Here is an 18,886-nt window from a genome sequence, read left to right as displayed (position 1 = left end):
TGAGAAGAAAGCCTGCGTGGAACCCGGCACATACCCCGCGAGAGCAGGACGCGGTAGCGGGGACGGCCGCCTTTCCACGCCCGCTTGCCGCCCTCCTCCATTTCCGCTTCTCCCGGCCCGCTCCTCGCGCTACGCTCTGCCGGTCCCGCCGGGGCGTTACAACAACAAAGGAGCAGGAACATGAAGGGCTTTCCGTGGTTGCTTGTCGCATCGCTGTTGCTGGTTCCGGGAGCGCCGCTATGGGCGAGCACCCCGGCCGACGGCACCTTCACCGCGACCCGGGTCTGCGAGGCCTACGTCTCCAAGAACCGCATGACCAACCCCGACCATACGATGGTGTTGGTCGGTCACGCCTATCCGGTGCTGGAGGTGAACCGCGCCCGTGACCCGGACTGGTTCCGCCTGCGGATCGCTGGGGCCAATCCTTCAGAACGCTGGGTGAGCGGGGAGTGTGGCACGGCCGAGGTGAAGGGGGCCGAGGCTGCTCGCCCCGACAGCGGCGGTGGGGCGCCGCCGGTCTGTGATATCGCCGGCGAGGCCGACGGCTACGTCTTCGCGGTGAGCTGGCAACCCGCCTTCTGCGCCACCCACCGCGACCAGCCGGAGTGCCGGATTACCGATCCCGACAGCTATCAGGCGAAGAACTTCACCCTCCACGGCCTGTGGCCCAACAAGGGGGCCTGCGGCACCCGCTACGGCTGGTGCGGCGAGCAGAAGCCGATCTCCGGGGACTTCTGCCAGTATCCGCCGCTGGAGATGGTCGATGGGGTGCGCAGGGAGCTGGGCCGGGTCATGCCCAGCGCGGCAGCCGGCTCCTGTCTCCAGCGCCACGAGTGGTACAAGCACGGCACCTGCCAGCGGCTGTTCACCGATGACGGCTACTTTGCCGTGGCGGTCACCTTCACCGAGCAGTTCAACGACGCCGGGGTAGGCGCCTTCATGGCGGCCAACGTGGGGAAGGAGGTGGGTGTTGCCGATTTCCGCGCGGTTGTGGACGGCGGCCTGGGTAGCGGGGCCAGCGAGCGGCTGCACCTCACCTGCAAGGGGGGGGATCTGGTGGATGTCTACATGAGCTTGCCGCAGCAGGTGATCGGCGCGTCGTTGGGCGAGCTGCTGGCACAGGGGGGCGGCTCGTTCAGCTCCAACTGCGGGGCGCGGTTCCGCATCGATCCCATCAATGATTGATTTTCCGGCGGCGGGCAAACCGGCGGCCCACGGCCGCCGGTTTGCCCGCCGCCGGAAAATCAATAGAGGGTGTGGATCGTAGGGTGTGCCGAGGGACGAGGCGCACCATTCCAGAGGTCTTTGGACGTGGGGTTCGGTGGCTCCGTTCGGCCGGTGCGCCTCCTATCGTCGGCACACCCTACGGGGGCGGATAGACCGATGGGTTATGGCGGTGTCGTCAGGGCGAAATCGTCGATGGGGTCGAAATTGTTCACCTGACGATGGCGGGCGGCGGGGTCGGGGGTGCCGTCGCGCACCAGCCAGCAGGTGGCCATTCCCGCCTCGCGGGCGGCGTCGAGTTCTTCGACGATGTCGGAGAGGAACAGGATCTCGCCCGCGGGCAGGCCGATCTCCGCGGTGATCGCCCGGTAGGCGTCCGCTTCGCGCTTGCCGCCGATGCGGGTGTCGAAGTAGCCGGAGAAGAGCGGGGTGAGGTCGCCGGCGTCGCTGTGGCCGAAGAGCAGCTTCTGGGCGTGGACCGAGCCGGAGGAGTAGACGTAGAGGGCGAGCCCCGCGGCGTGCCAGCGGCGCAGCCCCGCCACCGCATCGGGGTAGATGTGGCCGGTGAAGTCGCCGTCGCGGTAGCCCGCCTGCCAGATGAGCCCCTGGAGCGCCTTCAGCGGGGTGATCTTGCGGTCTTCGTCGATCCAGCGAACCATCGCCTCCGCTACCGCCGTGGCGTCGGCCTGCGGCTGGCCCATCTCGTTCCGTGCATCGTCGAGCAGTGCCGCCACTTCCGGTTCGCCGCCGTGTGCGGCGACGAAGTCGGCGAGCCGCTCGCGGGCATAGGGGAAGAGGGTCTCCTTGACGAAGGAGAGCGAGGAGGTGGTGCCCTCGATGTCGGTGACGACGGCGCGGATCATGCCGCCGCCTCCAGGAAACGGTCGTAGCTGGGGAAGCGTGCGGCGATGCCGCTGCCGGTGAAATCCGCCACCCAGCCGTCGGCGACGGTGAAGAAGCGGATGCACTTGAAATCGGGCGCCTCGCCCATGTCGAACCAGTGGGTGGTGCCGGCGGGGACGCTGATCAGGTCCCCCGCCTCGCACAACACCAGATAGACCACGTCATTGACGTGGAGGTAGAAGAGCCCCTTGCCGTCGACGAAGAAGCGCACCTCGAAGTCGGCATGGACGTGCTCGGCGAGGAACTTCTCCCGCAGCTCGGCAGCCTGGGGGTGGCCGGGGCGCAGCGAGACCACGTCGACCGACTGGAAGCCGTACTCGGCGTTGAGCGCGTCGACCGGCTCGCGGTAGGCGGCCAGCACCTCCTCCTGGTTGGCCTCCGGGGAGAGCGGCCGGTCGGCGGACCACGCCTCGAAGCGCACCCCCAGCGCGCCCAGGGCGGCGCCGATGGCGGCGTGGTCGGTGACCGGCTCGCCGCTGCGGTGGCCGGCCTCGTCAAAGATCTCCAGTCGCGACATGTCGGTTCTCCGTTTGGGTTCGTAACTAAACGCAGAGGACGCAAAGAGCGCAGAGATCGCGGAGGAGAGGACTTTGCGTTCTCTGCGCTCTTTGCGTTCTCCGCGTTGAAGTGCCCAACGCTATTTGAGGCACAAAGTCTTCCATTCGCATTCGAAGAGGAATTCGAAGGCTTCGACGTGGCGCAGGGTCTCGGCGACGTCGCGGCCCCAGGTGTAGAGGCCGTGGCCGGCGATCAGGTAGCCGTGGACGTCGCTGTGGCGGTCGAGGTGTTCTTCCACCTGGGCCGAGAGGCGCTTGATGTCCTGGTCGTTGGGGAAGATCGGCACGGTGATGGCGCCTTCGTGGGTGGTCACTCCCGGGAACGCCTTGAGCAGCTCGTAGTCGGCCAGGTAGAGGGCCTCGCTGCGCACCCGGGTGAGCACCGTGGCGTTGACCGAGTGGGTGTGGAGCACCGCGCCCACCGCGGGCCAGCGGCGGTAGAGGGCGAGGTGCAGGCCGGTCTCGGCCGAGGAGCGCAGTCCCGGTTGGAGGGGGGTGCCGTCGGCCTCGACGGTCATCAGGTCGTTGACGGTGAGCCGTCCCTTGTGGCGGCCGGAAACGGTGATGGCGATGGTGCCGTCGTCGCGGCGGGCGGAGAAGTTGCCGCTGGTGGCCGGCACCCAGCCGCGGGAGAAGAGAAATCGCCCCGCCTCGACCAGCGCCTGTTCCGGTGAATCGCTCATCTGCTGTTTTCCCAAGGGCCAAACTGCCCCCATTTTAGCTCGGGCAGGTCGGTTTGGTTCGGGAATTTTAAGGCTCTGGAAGGAGACGCGGAGGACGCAAAGACGCAGAGAGCGCAGAGAAGAATAGCCATTGGTCTTTCTTTACTCTTTGTTTTCTCCGCGTTCTCTGCGTCTCTGCGTCCTCCGCGTTTTTCATCACAAGTCTGGAAGGACTCACCCGCCGTAGGTGTAGAAGTACTCCCAGTCGCCGCCGCTGATCTCGCGCAGGGTGCGCAGCAGCTCTTCGGAGGGGACCGCCTCGCCCTCGAAGACCCCCCACACGGCGAGTGCCAAGCGGCCGAAGCCGGCGGAGTGGCGCCACTTCATGGCGGGTGGTTCGATCGGCTCGCCACAATGCGGGCAGGGGTGGCGGTAGCCGACGTCGGCCTGCCAGGCGGCCAGTGCCGCCTGCCAGTCGTCGATCCAGCCGCGGCAGCGGGGGCAGCGCGGGCGCTTCACCCCCTCCTCGCCGAGAAAACGCGTCTCCGCATAGGGGCCGCGCAGCTCCAGATGGCAGAAGTCGCCGCCGTCGCCCCGTTCGGCGTCCGCCGCGGGCGGCTCGAAGAGCACCGCCGGCGAGCAGCCGAGAAAGGTGACCGCACGCATGAACGCCTCTCCCGGCAGGTGGTGCTCGGCGCCGCGGAAGGGGAACGGGGCGCCGATCACACCGGCGCGGTGCAGGTGGTCGAGGAGGGCGTCGCCGGCGGGCGGCTCGGCGGCGGGGTTCTTCGGGTGGAGGATCAGTTTGTAGGCCTTCATGGGGCGGGGATTGTACCGGAGGGGCGGGTGGCGCCAATAACCATTTCGTTGAAATGGTTTATCAAAGGAAAAAGGGAGACTACACTTAGGACAAGATTTCCGAACAGGCGGGTGTTCCGCCGCGCACGAGGCGAGACGAAAATGGACATCGCGAGCGTTCAAGGCAGCAATCTGTTCAGCCAGATGGGGGTGCCGCGTGGAAGCAACGGTCCCCTGGGCGAGCAGCCCAACGAGGTAAGTCAGGCGCTCGCCGCGCCGCCGCAGACGGTGGCTCCGCCTCCGGGCGGGGTGGTCGCCACCGCGGAGAGCGGCAATCCCGGCGGAGACGGCAATGGCCGTGGCGACGGGGACCGCGACGACGGCTCCTCCCAGGGCTACGGTGCCGGGACCTACGGCGCCGGTGGGGCCAGTGCCGGTCAGTCGCTGCCTGGCGGGTTGCTCGACGTTACCGCCTGACCGATTTACGAAGTCGGAAAGGGGCGCCTCCGGAAGGGGGCGCCCCTTTTTTTATTTTGATCCCCCACGGTCACTCGTCGCCGTCGGGTGGTTTTTTCGGCTATGTCCGAGATAGAGAGCTGTTGCGAGTTCCTCGAATGCGGGAGCGGCTAAGGACCCGCGAAAGAATAACTTCCTGTTTTGGAACGCCGATCCGCTCCGCCCGGCGGCGTTGCGCAAAGGGTTGCATACAACGAGTATGCGCCCCTTTGCGTGCCTTGCCGGACGGGCGTCTCGACGCCCCAAAACAGGAAGTTATTCTTTCGCGGGCCCTAAGGGGGCCGCTCCCGCAACGAACCGAAGTGCTGGCCACCAATCGCAACAGCTAACCCAGGCATCGCCATATTTCACCCACCAAAAAAGGGGTTGCGGCGTAGGCCGTAACCCCTTTTTTGTTTGGTGTGGTGGGCGGTACTGGGATTGAACCAGTGACCCCTGCCGTGTGAAGGCAGTGCTCTCCCGCTGAGCTAACCGCCCGATATTCGGGAGGCGGTATTCTAGGGGCAGCGGCGGTGGACGTCAATGGATTGTTTCGGGTCAAAGGTGAAAGGCAAAAGGTTAAAGGGCCTTCGTTCAACACCATCCGCTCGTCGAAGCCGTAGAGGCTGAAAGCAGAGGGGGCAGATTGGCACGACCCCTCTTCCCTTTAACCTTTGACCTTTCGCCCTTGACCTGAAAAAAACGGCGAATCCTCCGGCGCCTTCACAACGAAGACCATGGGATGGTCAAAGTCGGGTCATTTGCCCCGCTGGCTGCGTGATCTCCCGCCGTAGTGGATTTGTGTAGGCGTTCAACCCTCTGTTTTGTAAGGGATGCCCGATTGGCATCTCCGTTGCTCTCCCTCGGGATCGGCCCGCCGGGGTATCCCGGTTCGGCCATTGACCGTGACTGTCCCCGGAGTTCAACGACCGATGTATCGCAAGCGCCCCGTTGCCCAGGCCGTGCTGGCCGCCTCCCTCTCCTCACTCTCGTTCGTCCCGTTCGCCGCCGCCGAGGATCTCGGCGTGATCCGGGTGGAGTCCTCGACCATCGACGACCGGCTGCTCGACCGCCGGCAGGAGCCCTCCAGCATCGCCGTCATCGGCGGCGAGGCGGTGGACGATGCCCACGCTGAGAACATCCAGCAGATGCTCCAGTCGGTGCCCGGCATCACCACCGAGTGGCAGAGTGGCGATTCGCTGAAGATCCACATCCGCGGGGTGGAGAACCAGCGCTACATGGGCGAGAAGCCCGGCGTGGCGGTGGTGATCGATGGCGTGCCGGTGTTCGAGCGCACCGGCCGGGTCAACATCGATCTGGACAACATCGAGTCGATCCGGGTGGTCAAGGGGGGCGCCTCCTATCTCTTCGGCGAGGATGCGCTCTCCGGCGCGGTGATCATCACCACCAAGCGCGGCGCCAAGAACGCCGGTTTCAAGGCGGCGGCCGAGGCGGGCTCGTTCAACTACCGCAAAGGGCTGCTGCGCGCCGGCTACGCCGCGGAGAAGTGGGCCGGCCACCTCCAGGCCTCCCATCGTGGCACCGACGCCTACCACTTCCAGTCCGAGTCCGAGGCGGACTACCTCAACGGCAAGTTCCAGTATTACCTGGACGACGTCAGCGATCTCACCTTCGGTTTCGAGCTCTCCGACCGCGCCAAGGACAGCCACGGCACCGTCACCGGCGTCACCCAGGCGGCCACCGATCCGCAGAGTTACAACGGCCAGGACTACGCGCGCAAGTTCGCGGTGGAGCTGGCCAAGACCTATCTCACCTACAACCGCGAGCTGGCGGACGGCGGCAACCTGATGGTCAACGCCTACCGCTTCTCCGACGACACCGACTTCGTCTCCGCCCCCCAGCGCTACGACGCCAGCGGGGCGGCGGTGAACGACGTCGATGCCTACACCAGCGGCAACGACTACGCCCAGGTGCAGCAGGGGCTGAAGCTGGAGTGGCGTTCGGGCATCGACCGGCTGGGCTGGATGGCCGGCGCCGACCTGCGCGACAACGCTTACGACAACCGGGTCACCAATCTGGTGGATTACCGCACCTCTCCCTCCTCCCGCTCGCCGCTCTACCGCGCCGGCGCGGTGGTCTCCGACAATCGCACCGAGGAGGTGATGCAGGCGCTCTACGGCGAGCTGAAGTGGAACCCGCTGCAGGCGTGGACCTTCACCCTCAACGGCCGTCATGACGTCATCGACCTGGACTACCACGACCACCTGAGCGCGCTGGACCTCTCCAAGCGATTCGGCGTCGACTCCTGGCGCCTCGGCGGCAACTATCAGTTGAATGGGGAGACCAGCCTGTTCGCCAACCTCTCCACCGGCTTCCGCGCCCCCACCGTGGAGCAGCTCTTCGCCGGCACCATCAGCCCCACCGGCGACACCGCCGCCAACCCCGACCTCCATCCGGAGGAGGCGCTCAACCGGGAGATCGGCGTGCGCAGCGCCTTCGAATTCGCCGGCCGTCGCCACAGTGTCGAGGCGGCGCTGTTCCAGATCGACCGCGACGACTTCATCCTCAACGCCGCCGGCCAGTATTCGATCCCCGGCGGCGGAGTGCTCGATCAGTACCGGAACATCGGCGGTGCGCGGAACCGCGGCCTGGAGCTGGCGATCAACAGCGACCCGCAGCGGGAGTGGGCCTGGGATGTCGCCTACACCTATCTGGATACCGAGTTCACCCGCTACGACAACTTCAACCTGATCCTCGGCAACCGCTACTTCCGGCCCACCCTGGTGCCGATGAACCTCACCGGCAACGAGCTGCCGCGGGCGCCCCACCAGCACCTCAATCTGTCGCTCAAATGGCGGGCGACGCCGAAGTTGCGCCTCACCGGCGAGATCGACGCCGTTTCCGACTACTGGGCCGACGAGATGAACGTGGTGAAGATCGACGGCCACGCGGTGTTCAATCTGCTCGCCAACTACGACTACCGGGACGGCGCGGCGCGCCGCTGGTCGTGGTTCGCCCGCGTCGACAATCTGTTCGACCGCCGCTACTACAACACCGCCCGCGGCCACTACGACAGCGACGGCAACGGCACCTATGACGCCGAGGACATCTCCATCGTGGTCAATCCGGGGCGCACCCTGACCGCGGGCGTGTCGGTGTCGTTCTGAGAGGTATCGGGTAACCCGAAAGATCGAGTGTTATGAAAAGAGTGACTTCCTTGATGCTGTTGGCGCTGACGCTGTCGGTGCAGGCCGCACCCGGCGGCCCGCCCGCGGCCACCGCCCACCGCCACGGCGGGGGCGGTCACCCCTGGGTGTTGTTCGACATGGAGCAGGCGGAGGTGTCCCTGTGGACCTCCGACCTGCGTACCCTGGAGGTGCTCTTCGACGGCCACTGGGCGCACCTGCCGAAGAGCGGCGTGGACAACTACCACGCCGCGGTGGCGGTGCAGCGCAGCGCCCGCCTCTCCCGTTCGGTGGTGCGTTACCTGTTCCGCCAGGGCCGCCCCAGCGGCCACAGCCCGCGGGAGCTGCTGGCCGAGCACAAGGCGCCCCTGGAGCTGGTCCCCGATCCCCTGCCGCGGGAGCACTACCGCTACTACGGCGGCGAGGCGTGGGGCTTCCTGCTGCGCCTCTACGGCAAGCCGGTGGCCGACACCGAGGTGCGCCTGCGCACCCTCAACGGCAGCGATCTCACCGCCCGCACCGACGGCGCCGGGCGGGTCCGCTTCACCCTGCCCGACGACTTTCCGCGGGTGCTCCCGGGGCGGCGCGCCAACCCGGCGGTGCCTTTCGCGCTGAGTGCCGCCACGGCGACGGACGGGGTGCGCTACGAGACCACCCTGCAGGGGGACTACGCCCCCAATCCGGGCCACTGGCGCTCCACGGAGTGGGGCGCGGCGACCCTCGGCGCCGGACTCCTCGCCGGGCTGTTGATCACCGCCGTCGGCCGCCGCCGGGAGGGCGCGAAATGAATCCGCTGAAGAACCTCTCGGTGCTGCGCAAGCTGGTGCAACTGGCCAGCTTCCTGCTCCTGGTCTACGGGTCGGTATGGGTCGGCTACTACACCGCCGACAAGCTGAGCAACGCCTTCCCGGTGCTCACCTGCGCCTACGACTTCCAGAACGCCGACTACTGCGTGTTGATCCCCTTCCAGCACCAACTGGACCACCGCGTCGGCGGGGTGCTCGCCGCCGGCGGCGAGGTGGCCCGCGCCCTGCTGCCGACGGTGATCAGCCTGCTCACCTTCCTGGCGCTGTTCGTCTTTCTCAACAAGGCGTTCTGCGGCTGGGTCTGCCCGCTGGGCTTTTTCCAGGAGGTGGTCCACATGGTCGGTCAGAAGCTCGGCCTGCAACGCAGCGAGAGCCTGCCGGCGCGGCTGGTGGCGCGGCTGCGGCCGGTGAAGTGGCTGATGCTGACGCTGCTGGTGTTCCTCTTCCCCCTGCTCACCGGCATGGGCTATCTCAACCACGACCTGGGTTCGCCCTATTGCAGCATCTGTCCGAGCCGCATCCTCACCACCCTGGCGGTGGGGGATACCCGCCAGCTCTACGTCGACAGCTCCAGCACCACCCACTTGGTGCTGTCGCTGACCGCCGACTTCCTGTTCGGCCTGATGGTCGCCTTCGCCCTCACTGTGCGCCAGCCGTTCTGCCGCATCTGTCCGCTGCTGGCGCTGCATGCGACCTTCCGCAAACTCGGCTTCGCCCGCCTGGTGAAGCACGCCACGCCGCGCTGCGAGCGCTGCGGGCTGTGCGCCAAGGCGTGTCCCATGGACATCCGCGAGATCCACACCGAGATGGAGCGGCATGATGTCACCTTCGCCGACTGCACCCTGTGCGGGCGCTGCGTGGAGTTCTGTCCGGAGAAGGACGTGTTGCAGCTCAAGTACACGGTGCTGCCGCTGTTCCGCGCCGATCCGGCCTATTTCAAGGGGCGCAAGAAGGCGCAGACCCGGTGGGAGAAGCGCAGTCTGCTCGGGTTGTTGCGGGGGCGGTGGTGAAAGGTGCGATCGTTGGCCGGTAGGAGCGGCCCCCAGGCCGCGATTCTTTCCGACCATCGCGGCCTGGGGGTCGCTCCTACAGGCCAACGAGCCGTCCTCTCGTTTCCACGCTCTGCGTGGAAACGTTTTTTTCTCCGAGGCTCTGCGTGGAAACGTTTTTTTCTTCGAGGCTCTGCGTGGAAACGTTTTTTCTTCGAGGCTCTGCGTCATGTCGAACGAAGGCACCAGAATGTGGTCGTTTTGCCTGACGTGAGGACGCAGAGCGTCCAAGGTGGCCGGTTACGACGCGGAGCGTCGTAACCAGAAGTCACCAGAAGTCAACCCGATACCCGACACCCGACCATGAACGAACCCCTTACCCTCGCCGGCGCCCTGCTCCTCGGCCTCAGCTTCGGCGCCGGCCCGTGCAACGTCTCCTGCCTGCCGTTCCTCGGCCCGGTGTTTCTCGCCCGCGGCGGCGGCGTGCGCACCGCCGCGGGGGTGGTGCTGCCGTTCTCGGCGGGGCGGCTGAGCGGCTACTCGCTGCTCGGTCTGGTGGCCGGCTGGTTGGGGGAGAACATCGCCCCGTGGGTGGCGTCGGGCGCCTTGCGGCTGGTGGCGGGTGGCGCCGCGGTGGCGGTCGGTCTGCTGCTGTGGCACCGCGCCGGGCGCGGGGCGTGTGGCGCGGGTGCGGCGGGGGAGCGGCCGCTGCTCCCGGTCCGCCGGGCGCTGCCCGGCGGACTCTTCCTGATGGGGCTGGGGATGGCCTTGAATCCCTGCGCCCCCCTGGGTATCGTCCTGGTGGCCGCCGCGACCACCGCCAGTGCGGCGGCCGGCCTCACCCTCGGGGCCGGTTTCGGCATCGGCGCGGTGGTGGTGCCGGCGCTGCTCTTCGGCTACGGCGTCGCCCACCTCGGCGGCCAGCTGAAACGCCAGCTCGCCCACTGGCGCCGTCCCCTGGAGCGCGCCTCCGCCGCCCTGCTGATCCTCCTCGGCGTGGCCACTGCGTTCGGCTGGGTCTCCGTTTGAGGTGGGCACTGGGAACGCAGAGGACGCAAAGACGCGGAGATCGCAGAGAAGAATTTCTATTGAAGGGGATATTCGTCGGACGGGTACCGCCCCGATACGGCAAAAACCGCCAACCGTCGTTCCTCTTCTCTGCGTTCTCTGCGTCTTTGCGTCCTCTGCGTCGAATTCGTGAAGTCGGGTAGAACCAATGACCTTTGAAGAGCTGTTTACCAAGGGCGGGCCGGTGGTCTGGATCCTGGCCGGTTACTCGGCCATGGCGTTGACCATCGTCATCGAGCGCTACATCCACTTCCTGCGCATGGGGCGGGCGAGCGACGGCGTCGAGGGCGCGCGGGGCCCCGAGGGGGCGGTGGTGCGCGAGATCGAGCGCGCCGCGAGCGCGGGGGTGAGGGACCTCTCGCGGGTCGCCAGCCGGGTGATCGCCGATGAGCTGAAGCGCATGGAGTGGGGGCTGCGCACCCTCGGCGTGCTCGGCAACACCGCCCCGCTGCTCGGCCTGTTCGGCACCATCACCGGCATGATCAAGGCGTTCATGGTGATCGAGCAGGCCGGCGGCAAGGTGGACGCCCAGGCGCTCGCCGGCGGCATCTGGGAGGCGATGATCACCACCGGGGTGGGGCTGGCGGTGGCCATTCCGGTGCTGATCCTGCTGCACCTGCTGGAGGGCCGGGTGGAGAGCCGACTGCACGCCATGCACCGCTGCGCCGGCCTGCTGCTGGAGCGCTATCCCGGCCAGGGCGGGCTGCGCGACGAGCCCCACGGACCCCACTACGAAAGCCTTGGCGACATGGCTTGAGAGCCGATGTTGGACGCAGAGAACGCAAAGACGCAGAGAGCGCAGAGAAGAGTGATGAATGTGTTGAATGGTGGCGGGGCTGTGCGGGGCAGAGCCCGTATCGAGCACAATGAATTTCTTCTCTGCGATCTCTGCGTCTCTGCGTTCTCCGCGTCGATCATCCCAGGCTGAACCGATCCACCATGAAGACCGTCTACCGCCGCCGTTCCAGCTTCGGGCTCAACCTGACGCCGCTGATCGATATCGTCTTTCTGCTGCTGGTCTTCTTCATGCTCACCGCCCACTTCGTGCGCGACGAGAGCGTCGCCGTGGAGCTGCCGCAGGCGCGCTCCGGTGAGGCGGTGGAGGAGGACGTCGGGCCGTTGGTGGTGACCCTTGACGGTGAAGGGAAGATCCGCCTCGGTGAGCGGGAGGTGGCGCCGGATCGGCTGGAGGCGGTGCTGCGCGCCGAACTCCAGGGGCGCGACAATCGCGAGGTGCGGCTGCGCGGCGACCGCGGCGCCGATCTCGGTGTCGCGGTGCAGGTGATGGACGCCGCGCGGCTGGCCGGCGCCGCGTCGTTCGACATCGTCACGGAGCGGCCGTGAGGGGGACCGCCGCGCCGATCCGGCTGGCCGCGCTGCTGCTCTCCCTGGGGGCCCACGGTGCGGTGTTCTACCACTTCGCCGACCGCCCGCTGACCAGCGGCGGGGCGCCGCAGCAGGGCGAACTGAGCCGGGTCACCCTGCGCTTCGCCCCCGAGCCGGAGGAAGCGGAGGCGGAGCCTGAGGCGGCGCCGGAGCCGGTGTTGGAACCTGATCCCGAGCCGGAGCCGGAACCGCCACCTCCGCCACCGCCCAAGCCGAAACCGAAGCCCGCACCCAAGCCGAAGCCCAAGCCCACCCCCAAGCCCAAGCCCAAGCCGCCGAAGGTGGCACGTCCCACGCCGGCGCCCAAGCCGGCCGCTGCCGCGGTCCAGGCGGCACCGGCACCCGCGCCGGTGGCGGCGGCGGCGCCCCGCGCCGCCGATCCCGCCCTGCGCGAGGCCTATCTGGCCCGGCTGCTCGCCTACATTGAGGGATTCAAGGAGTACCCGCGGATCGCCCGGCGGCGGCGTATCGAGGGTCGGGTCGACGTTGCCTTCCGGTTGACCGCCCGGGGTGGCGTCGAGGCGCTCACCGTGGCGGGTGGCCACCGCTCCCTGCGCCAGGCGGCGCGGGAGGCGGTGGAACGCGCGGCGCCGCTGCCGCGCCCGGCTTCCGGCAGCGGTGTGGAGCTACCGCTGACGGTGCGCTACGCGATGGAGTTCCGGTTGCGCTGAAACTGCGTGGGCCGTCCGGAAAATCAAGAGGTTCTGGTTACGACGCTCCGCGTCGTAACCGGCCGCCTTGGACGCTCTGCGTCCTGATCCGCTTGCGGTGCTTGCGGATGCGGTGGAGCCGACGCGGAGCGTCCAGGGGACGCGCCTCGGTCGCGTAGAGGCCGGGTTACCACACGGAGCGTGGCAACCCGGGGCAAGGTGCGCCAGGGGCTGGCCCCCTGCACCGTGTGCAGGGGGAGGGCGGCAGCGTGCGGGTCACCGCCAGCCTCGGGGTGGTGCAGTACGACGGTCGGGAGGCGCTGGACGAGCTGGTGACGCGTGCCGACCAGGCGCTTTACCGGGCCAAGGGGGAGGGACGCAACCGGGTCGCCTCTGAACGGCGCGAACCCCCTCCGCAGGCGATCAAACGGGCGGTCGGCGATTGAGGCTTCGGCGCCTGACAGGCTCTGGAGAATCACCCCTCTCCGACGACGAAGGTGCGCTTCAGCAGCCGTTTCATCCGCTCCACGTAGCGCTCCGTCGACCAGCCGCACTCGATGGTCAACTGTTCCCAGTTGTGCAGCGAGACCATCGTCCACAACAGTTCGGTCGCCTCGTCGGGGGGCCACTCCGAGGCGAGCCGACCCTCCCCCGCCAGGGTCTCGATGGCCTGTCGACAGACGTCGCGTAGCGTGCCCATGCAGCCGTTCCAGGCCGCGGCCGCCGCCTCATCGCAATCCCGCGTTTCGAGCAACGCCTTGGCCAGCCCGTAGATCTCCGGAATGTAGTTTCCCCACACCTCGACGCACGCCTCCAGCAGCTCCACGCCGGAGGTGGCCGTGTGGAATCGCTGCAACCGTTCGCCGAGCCCCTTGACCTCGTCCACGTAGTGGACGGTGGCGCTGACCAGCTCCACCCGCGATGCGAAGTGCAGGTAGAGCGCCTGGCGGGAGACCCCCGCCGCCTCGGCGATGGCGCCCATGCTCACCTTCCGACCGCGCTCGCGCTCCATCAGGTGCCACGTCGCTTCGAGGATGCGGGTCCGAGTATCGCTGTTTTTTCTTGACATGCTGTAAACCTCAGGCCAGTCTTTACATGCTGTCAATTGACAGCATGTAAAGTCAATTTGTCCGATCAACGGAGGGCGAGCGCATGAAGGTTGTTATCTTCGGAGCAACGGGCGGTACCGGCCGCCAACTGGTGGTCCAGGCCCTGGAGGGGGGGCACGAGGTCACGGCCTTCGTCCGTCGCGCGGATGGAGTGGACCAGCGGCACGAGCGGTTGAGTCTGGTCGTGGGGGACGTGCTGGACCCCTCGGCGGTGGCGCGGGCGCTGGAGGGGCAGCAGGCGGTGCTCTGCGCGCTGGGTAAGCCCAGCGTGCTAGACGGCACGGAGCTGCGCTCGAGGGGCACGGAAAACATCGTCCGCGGGATGGAGCGGGCGGGGGTGGGGCGGCTGGTCTGCCAGTCTGCCCTCGGCACCGGCGACAGCCGGGGACTGCTGCCCCTCCACTACCGGTGGCTGATCGCGCCGCTGTTGATGGGGCGGCTCTACCGGGACCACCTGCTGCAGGAGCGGTGTATCCGCGACAGCCGTCTGGCGTGGGTGATCGTGCGTCCGGGCGTGCTGACGGACGGCGAGCGCAGCGGCGGCTATCGGCACGGCGTATCGCCGGAGCCGGGGTTGCAGGCGAAGGTCTCCAGGGCGGATGCGGCGGAATTCATGCTGAGCCAGCTGTCCGACGACCGCTACCTCGGGAAGGCGCCTTATCTGTCGTATTGATAGGATGAGCGCGACGCTCACCCTGAGACCCCCTTCATGACCCTGATCGACCTCCTCGGCACCGCCGCCGGGACCTTCACCACCATCGCCTTCGTGCCGCAGGTGGTGAAGACCTGGCGCACCCGCTCGGGCGAGGACATCTCCAACGGCGTGACCCTGGTTTTGGCGTTGGCGGTTATCGTGCTGAAATACCGCTACCGTTCGGGCCGCGTTGGCGGTGGGGGCGACAAGGCGTGGAACTCCGGCGGTTGACGTCGATGGGGGACAGGCGCTGGATGGGGCTGTCCAACAATCAATTCAGGAGCGGATCTTGACTACCAGTACAGCGAACAATGCCCCGATGATCTATGCAAGGACGGCAGGGGGGTTGTACCTCATCATCATCGTATGCGGTATCTTCGGCGAGGCCTTCGTTCGATCCAGTCTGGTCGTGCCGGGGGATGCGAGTGCCACCGCCGGCAACATCCTGGCATCACCGTCGTTGTTTCGGCTCGGCTTTGTCGCCGATTCCGTCATGCTGTTGGCTACATGATCCCCTTGATCGCGGAGCTTTCATTTTGTTTGTGGCTTATGGTGAAGGGGGTAAGGGTGCAAGGGGAAGGGACGCGGAAAGGGTAAGTTACTCGGTTTCCTGGCGCTCGACGTTCAGGGTCGCCCAATAGCCGTGCCATTGCGCTCGATCGTGCTCCTCGCGGACCATATGTACCGCGCTGAATAGCCACATGCCGTTTCCAATCGAGGGGAAACGCGCCTCTCCACTTCGATCGGTGCGTGCGCTCAGCGTTTCCTCCGGCGCTCCCTTGCGTATCCCCGTCACCAGCGCTCCGGCCAGCGGTTTCCCCTCGAAGTGGAGCCGGAACGGCGTCTCTCCTCCCGGCGGCGTCGTAGGTCCCATCGTCAGATCGAGGTCACACTCACTGTGCGCCGCCGCCGCCGCGTTCCCGTCGGCCTCCCGGGTGACCACCAGCGCCTTGGCGCAGCGGGTGTCGTACTCGCCCGCGTCGCGCCCCGTCTCGCCCAACGCCTGCCGCAGACCGATGATCCGTTCCAGTCCTCGCGCCTTCAGGAAGGCCTCGAACTCCTCCGCGCCGATGGCGGTGAACTCGGGCCGGCTCCAGTACAGGAGGGTGTAGGCGCCGTCGTCGGCGGCCTTGAAGTAGCCGGCGGGGTCATCGCCCATCGATCCGCTGACCGGGCGTTCCCGGTCGCCGTGGCGGACGGTGAAGCGTTGGATGTGGGGGGCGATGCGTGGCCAGCTCTCGCCGCTGAAAGGGTCGCCGAGGCGCAGGGTCACCCGTACCATCTCGCCCGCCGCGGGGCGGAAGGGGGCGGGTTCGAGCCACAGGTCGTGGGCGGCGAGCGGCGGGAGATACAGGGCGGCGAGGAGTGCGGCCGCCAGTCGGCGGCGGCGGGGCGATGGGGAGGGGGCTCGATCCACTATGTTACGCTCTCGTGCGGTCTGGCAACGGCTCAGGTGGGTGATGGACGGAGAAGGCTTGCGCAGGGGTGGCCCGCGGTCACCGGGGTCGATTGTAGCGTTCGCGCTGTTGCTGTGGCTGCTTCCGCTTGCCGCATCGGCCCACAAGCTGGTCCCGGCGGTGGTCGAGGTGCAGCTCGCGCCGGGGGGGAACGCGGCGGTCGCCATGACCCTCAACCTGGAGGCGCTGTTGGCGGGGATCCGGCCGCTGCATGCCGATACCGACCAGGCGCCGGAGCGGGTCCGCTACGATACGTTGCGCGGCGCCTCGCCGCAGGCGCTGGAGGAGGTATTGCGGGGGCGGCTCGGCGATCTGCTGGCGGGGATCGAGTTCCGCTTCGGCCAGCGGCGGGTGGCGCCGGAGTTCCGCTCGGTGGAGATCCCTCCGGTGGGTGATATCCGCGTCGCGCGCAAGAGTACGCTGCATTTCTCGCTCCCCGTGCCGCCGGGGGCGGAGGGGTTCCGTTTCCGCCTCGATCCCCGTTTCGGCAACTGCGTGTTGCGCCTCTCCACCCCGGAGAGGGGGGAGCCGGTGGCCCACTGGCTCACCGACGGCGAGGCGAGTCCGCCGTTCGCCGTCGACGCCCCTTACCGGGAGATGAGCCGGCTGCGCACGCTGGGGCGCTACCTGCCGCTGGGCTTCACCCACATCCTGCCGTTGGGTCTTGACCATATCCTCTTCGTGCTCGGGCTGTTCCTGCTGACCATCCACCTGCGCCCGGTGCTCTGGCAGGTGACCGCCTTCACCGTCGCCCACACCATCACCCTGGCGCTCACCGTGCTCGGTTACCTCTCCCTTCCCTCGACCGTCGTCGAGCCGCTGATCGCCGCCTCCATCGTCTATATCGGGGCGGAGAACGTCGTTACCCGCACCGTTCACTGGCACCGGGTGATCGTCATCTTCCTCTTCGGCCTGCTCCACGGCATGGGCTTCGCCGGCGTGCTGCGCGAGGGGGGCATCCCGCCGGGGCAGTTCGTCAGCGCGCTGATCAGCTTCAATGTCGGCGTGGAGCTGGGTCAATTGACGGTGATCGCCATCGCCTTCGCCGCGGTGGGCTACTGGTTCCGGGAGCGGCCGTGGTACCGGCGGCGGGTGGTCATCCCGTTCTCGTTGGTGATCGCGGCGGTGGGGCTGTACTGGACGGTGACCCGGATCGGCTGACGGGGCACCTGTTCCGCCTTCGGCCTCTCCGGGTGTCCACGCTATCCGGCTCCGAAACGGGGCGATCGTGCTGGCGTTTCCGGTCCTCTGCGCGGTGGTGCTCCAGTCCATCCGCGTCGGGGGCGTCGACTTCATTCTCGCGGGCTACGGCCTGTCGTTCCTCTTTTTCGGCGTAGCGGCGTTTTCCGGGATGGCGTGTCAGCGGCGGTGAGTGGACCCGGCGGCTGCGCTCGTTCGTCGACCGGGTGACCGGACATCCGGGAGGCGGTTGACTGGTGCGATGCGTATCGCGGCATGTCTCTGTCGAGGCCATTTGAGGCTATTATCACGATCTATCAGGCTTCTATTTGGAATTGGTGGAGGATGTTCGATGAGACTGATCGCACTGCTCGTGGCATTACTGGTAGGGGGGCTCCTGATTTACAAACGGATGGGGCCCGCGCCGGTTGGGCAGGAGCCATCGGTGCAGACAGGCTCCGATGTGCAGCCGCCCGGAATTCCTACGGATCCCGGAGAGATCAAACAGTTCCAACAGGATATGAACGAGTACATGAAGGAGGTGGAGGAAAAAAGGGCGGCTGCCATCGAGAAAGCGACGTCACAGTGAGTGCGTGTAATTCGAGTTCCGCGCAATGCAGCCCGGTTGAATCCGGCCTGGTGTTCTACAGGGCAGCGTAAGGTCCGGTTCAGTCTCCGGATGCTTGTCTGGCTCCTCGGCGAGCCTTGCCGCCGCCGGCTTTGGGGGACTGGCTAAAAGACGTCGATCGGTTCGTTGAGAAAGGTCTTTTTACGGACTATATTTGGTCTACTGATTGCCGTGTTTCGAGTGTTGCCGATGAAATATTCCACCCAAATCAAACCCATCAGCTACCTCAAGGCTCACGCGGCCGACCTGATCCGCGGATTGCAGACGGACCCGGAGCCGCTGGTGATCACCCAGAACGGCGAGGCGAAGGCGGTGTTGCAGGGGATCGAGAGCTACGAGCAGACCCAGGAGACCCTGGCGCTGCTCAAGATCCTGGCGCTGGGCAGCCGGCAGGTGGAGGAGGGGCGGGTCGCGCCGCTTGCCGATTCGGTGAAGCGGATCAGGGCGAAGCGGGGGCGCTGAGGGTGGCGCTCGAGGTGCTGCTCACCGAGGACGCGGAGCGGGACCTCGATGAAATCCACGGCTATATCTTTGACCATGACTCCCTCGAGGCTGCCGATTACGCCCTCGACCGAATCGTCGTTACCCTGGAGTCCCTATCGGAGTTGCCGCGAAGGGGCAACCACCCCGATGAGCTGCTGGCGCTCGGTATCCGCGAGTATCGGGAGGTCTTCTTCAAACCCTATCGGATGATCTACCGGGTGATCGGTTCGCAGGTTTTCGTTTATTTGATTGCCGACGGGCGCCGTGACATGCAATCGTTGTTGCAGAGAAGACTGCTGGTTGGATAGGAGCATGTAGGATGGGCAAAGCGTAGCGTGCCCATCACCCCACTACGGAGTGAGCCCCATGGAGTTTCGCCGGGCCCGAACCGAAGGCGCCACCTACTTCTTCACCGTCGTCGCCGAACACCGGCGTCCACTCCTGGTGGAGAACGTCGAGCGGCTCCGCAAGGCTTTTCGCGTCGTTCGCGCCAAGCGTCCTTTCACCATCGACGCCGTAGTTGTCCTTCCCGATCATCTCCATTCGTTATGGACCCTCCCCGAGGGTGACAGCGATTATGCAGGCCGCTGGATGGCGATCAAGCGAAACTTTTCCAGCGGCCTTCCCGCTATGCCATCGACGGCCTCCCAGG

At 66.9% G+C, this 18,886-nt stretch carries 25 protein-coding genes and 1 tRNA gene; 19 read left to right on the top strand and 7 right to left on the bottom strand.

What is annotated here, in order from left to right; genetic code table 11:
* The first annotated feature begins 180 nt into the window (after positions 1–180).
* Entirely contained in the window at positions 181–1,185 is a 1,005-nt protein-coding gene (locus ACYQ2W_RS20690; protein ID WP_459871594.1) for a ribonuclease T2 family protein, read from the top strand.
* Between the two features lie 203 nt (positions 1,186–1,388).
* Here ACYQ2W_RS20690 and mtnC read toward each other — a convergent pair whose 3' ends face one another.
* The 4 genes from mtnC to ACYQ2W_RS20670 all read right to left on the bottom strand — a co-directional run bounded on the left by mtnC (position 1,389) and on the right by ACYQ2W_RS20670 (position 4,165).
* Entirely contained in the window at positions 1,389–2,087 is a 699-nt protein-coding gene (gene mtnC, locus ACYQ2W_RS20685) for an acireductone synthase (protein ID WP_459871591.1), read from the bottom strand.
* Positions 2,084–2,644 (bottom strand): 1,2-dihydroxy-3-keto-5-methylthiopentene dioxygenase, encoded by a 561-nt coding sequence (locus ACYQ2W_RS20680; RefSeq protein WP_459871588.1) that lies wholly within the window; start codon positions 2,642–2,644, stop codon positions 2,084–2,086. The genes mtnC and ACYQ2W_RS20680 overlap by 4 nt, the downstream gene beginning before the upstream one ends.
* A 120-nt stretch (positions 2,645–2,764) precedes the next feature.
* Positions 2,765–3,367, bottom strand: a complete 603-nt coding sequence (locus ACYQ2W_RS20675) for a methylthioribulose 1-phosphate dehydratase (RefSeq protein WP_459871585.1) — start codon at positions 3,365–3,367, stop codon at positions 2,765–2,767.
* Positions 3,368–3,580: 213 nt separating this feature from the next.
* Complete coding sequence (locus ACYQ2W_RS20670) at positions 3,581–4,165, bottom strand: hypothetical protein (RefSeq protein WP_459871582.1); 585 nt, start codon at positions 4,163–4,165, stop codon at positions 3,581–3,583.
* Between the two features lie 141 nt (positions 4,166–4,306).
* On the opposite strand from ACYQ2W_RS20670, the gene ACYQ2W_RS20665 reads away from it, so the two are divergent.
* A complete protein-coding gene (locus ACYQ2W_RS20665) occupies positions 4,307–4,621 on the top strand; it encodes a hypothetical protein (protein WP_459871579.1) in 315 nt (104 codons plus the stop codon).
* A gap of 441 nt (positions 4,622–5,062) precedes the next feature.
* Here ACYQ2W_RS20665 and ACYQ2W_RS20660 read toward each other — a convergent pair.
* Positions 5,063–5,137 (bottom strand) — tRNA-Val (locus ACYQ2W_RS20660).
* A 434-nt stretch (positions 5,138–5,571) separates the two neighbouring features.
* Between ACYQ2W_RS20660 and ACYQ2W_RS20655 the strand changes: the two genes are divergently transcribed.
* From ACYQ2W_RS20655 to ACYQ2W_RS20620, 8 genes are all read left to right on the top strand, one after another.
* On the top strand, positions 5,572–7,767 hold the full coding sequence (locus ACYQ2W_RS20655) for a TonB-dependent receptor (protein WP_459871577.1): 2,196 nt from the start codon (positions 5,572–5,574) through the stop codon (positions 7,765–7,767).
* Between the two features lie 32 nt (positions 7,768–7,799).
* Positions 7,800–8,573 (top strand): hypothetical protein, encoded by a 774-nt coding sequence (locus ACYQ2W_RS20650; protein ID WP_459871574.1) that lies wholly within the window; start codon positions 7,800–7,802, stop codon positions 8,571–8,573.
* Positions 8,570–9,601, top strand: coding sequence for a 4Fe-4S binding protein (locus ACYQ2W_RS20645; RefSeq protein WP_459871571.1), 1,032 nt, complete (start codon positions 8,570–8,572; stop codon positions 9,599–9,601). The genes ACYQ2W_RS20650 and ACYQ2W_RS20645 overlap by 4 nt, the downstream gene beginning before the upstream one ends.
* A gap of 342 nt (positions 9,602–9,943) precedes the next feature.
* Positions 9,944–10,609, top strand: coding sequence for an urease accessory protein UreH domain-containing protein (locus ACYQ2W_RS20640; protein WP_459871568.1), 666 nt, complete (start codon positions 9,944–9,946; stop codon positions 10,607–10,609).
* A gap of 187 nt (positions 10,610–10,796) precedes the next feature.
* Positions 10,797–11,405 (top strand): MotA/TolQ/ExbB proton channel family protein, encoded by a 609-nt coding sequence (locus ACYQ2W_RS20635; RefSeq protein WP_459871565.1) that lies wholly within the window; start codon positions 10,797–10,799, stop codon positions 11,403–11,405.
* 182 nt (positions 11,406–11,587) lie between these two features.
* The gene (locus ACYQ2W_RS20630) at positions 11,588–11,992 is read left to right on the top strand and encodes an ExbD/TolR family protein (protein WP_459871562.1); all 405 of its coding nucleotides are present in this window, start codon (positions 11,588–11,590) and stop codon (positions 11,990–11,992) included.
* Positions 11,989–12,705, top strand: a complete 717-nt coding sequence (locus ACYQ2W_RS20625; RefSeq protein ID WP_459871559.1) for a TonB family protein — start codon at positions 11,989–11,991, stop codon at positions 12,703–12,705. Before ACYQ2W_RS20630 ends, ACYQ2W_RS20625 begins: the two co-directional genes overlap by 4 nt.
* A gap of 227 nt (positions 12,706–12,932) precedes the next feature.
* Positions 12,933–13,130 (top strand): diguanylate cyclase domain-containing protein, encoded by a 198-nt coding sequence (locus ACYQ2W_RS20620; protein ID WP_459871557.1) that lies wholly within the window; start codon positions 12,933–12,935, stop codon positions 13,128–13,130.
* Positions 13,131–13,159: 29 nt separating this feature from the next.
* Here the strand turns inward: ACYQ2W_RS20620 and ACYQ2W_RS20615 are convergent, their stop codons facing one another.
* Positions 13,160–13,753 carry a TetR/AcrR family transcriptional regulator gene (locus ACYQ2W_RS20615; protein ID WP_459871554.1) on the bottom strand — a complete coding sequence of 198 codons (594 nt, stop codon included), beginning with the start codon at positions 13,751–13,753 and terminating at the stop codon, positions 13,160–13,162.
* Between the two features lie 83 nt (positions 13,754–13,836).
* Between ACYQ2W_RS20615 and ACYQ2W_RS20610 the strand changes: the two genes are divergently transcribed.
* From ACYQ2W_RS20610 to ACYQ2W_RS20600, 3 genes are read left to right on the top strand one after another with little or no spacing between them, the layout of a single operon-like run.
* Positions 13,837–14,466 carry an NAD(P)-dependent oxidoreductase gene (locus ACYQ2W_RS20610; protein WP_459871552.1) on the top strand — a complete coding sequence of 210 codons (630 nt, stop codon included), beginning with the start codon at positions 13,837–13,839 and terminating at the stop codon, positions 14,464–14,466.
* Between the two features lie 36 nt (positions 14,467–14,502).
* A complete protein-coding gene (locus tag ACYQ2W_RS20605) occupies positions 14,503–14,718 on the top strand; it encodes a SemiSWEET family sugar transporter (protein ID WP_459871549.1) in 216 nt (71 codons plus the stop codon).
* A gap of 58 nt (positions 14,719–14,776) precedes the next feature.
* Positions 14,777–14,998 (top strand): DUF4386 domain-containing protein, encoded by a 222-nt coding sequence (locus ACYQ2W_RS20600; RefSeq protein WP_459871546.1) that lies wholly within the window; start codon positions 14,777–14,779, stop codon positions 14,996–14,998.
* Between the two features lie 87 nt (positions 14,999–15,085).
* Here ACYQ2W_RS20600 and ACYQ2W_RS20595 read toward each other — a convergent pair whose 3' ends face one another.
* Positions 15,086–15,904 carry a DUF4198 domain-containing protein gene (locus ACYQ2W_RS20595; protein ID WP_459871544.1) on the bottom strand — a complete coding sequence of 273 codons (819 nt, stop codon included), beginning with the start codon at positions 15,902–15,904 and terminating at the stop codon, positions 15,086–15,088.
* 109 nt (positions 15,905–16,013) lie between these two features.
* Between ACYQ2W_RS20595 and ACYQ2W_RS20590 the strand changes: the two genes are divergently transcribed.
* The 6 genes from ACYQ2W_RS20590 to ACYQ2W_RS20565 all read left to right on the top strand — a co-directional run.
* Positions 16,014–17,105, top strand: a complete 1,092-nt coding sequence (locus ACYQ2W_RS20590; RefSeq protein WP_459871541.1) for a HupE/UreJ family protein — start codon at positions 16,014–16,016, stop codon at positions 17,103–17,105.
* Positions 17,106–17,172: 67 nt separating this feature from the next.
* The gene (locus ACYQ2W_RS20585) at positions 17,173–17,316 is read left to right on the top strand and encodes a hypothetical protein (RefSeq protein WP_459871539.1); all 144 of its coding nucleotides are present in this window, start codon (positions 17,173–17,175) and stop codon (positions 17,314–17,316) included.
* Positions 17,317–17,475: 159 nt separating this feature from the next.
* Complete coding sequence (locus ACYQ2W_RS20580) at positions 17,476–17,712, top strand: hypothetical protein (protein ID WP_459871536.1); 237 nt, start codon at positions 17,476–17,478, stop codon at positions 17,710–17,712.
* Positions 17,713–17,940: 228 nt separating this feature from the next.
* On the top strand, positions 17,941–18,213 hold the full coding sequence (locus ACYQ2W_RS20575) for a type II toxin-antitoxin system Phd/YefM family antitoxin (RefSeq protein ID WP_459871534.1): 273 nt from the start codon (positions 17,941–17,943) through the stop codon (positions 18,211–18,213).
* Positions 18,214–18,215: 2 nt separating this feature from the next.
* Complete coding sequence (locus tag ACYQ2W_RS20570; RefSeq protein WP_459871532.1) at positions 18,216–18,542, top strand: type II toxin-antitoxin system RelE/ParE family toxin; 327 nt, start codon at positions 18,216–18,218, stop codon at positions 18,540–18,542.
* Positions 18,543–18,600: 58 nt separating this feature from the next.
* Positions 18,601–18,886, top strand: a 286-nt coding sequence (locus ACYQ2W_RS20565) for an REP-associated tyrosine transposase (RefSeq protein ID WP_459871529.1), incomplete at its 3' end; no start/stop codon positions are given.

The organism is Endothiovibrio diazotrophicus, from assembly GCF_054657215.1.
The sequence above is the reverse complement of the archived record's forward strand: the minus strand, read 5'-3'. Positions and strand labels throughout refer to the sequence as shown.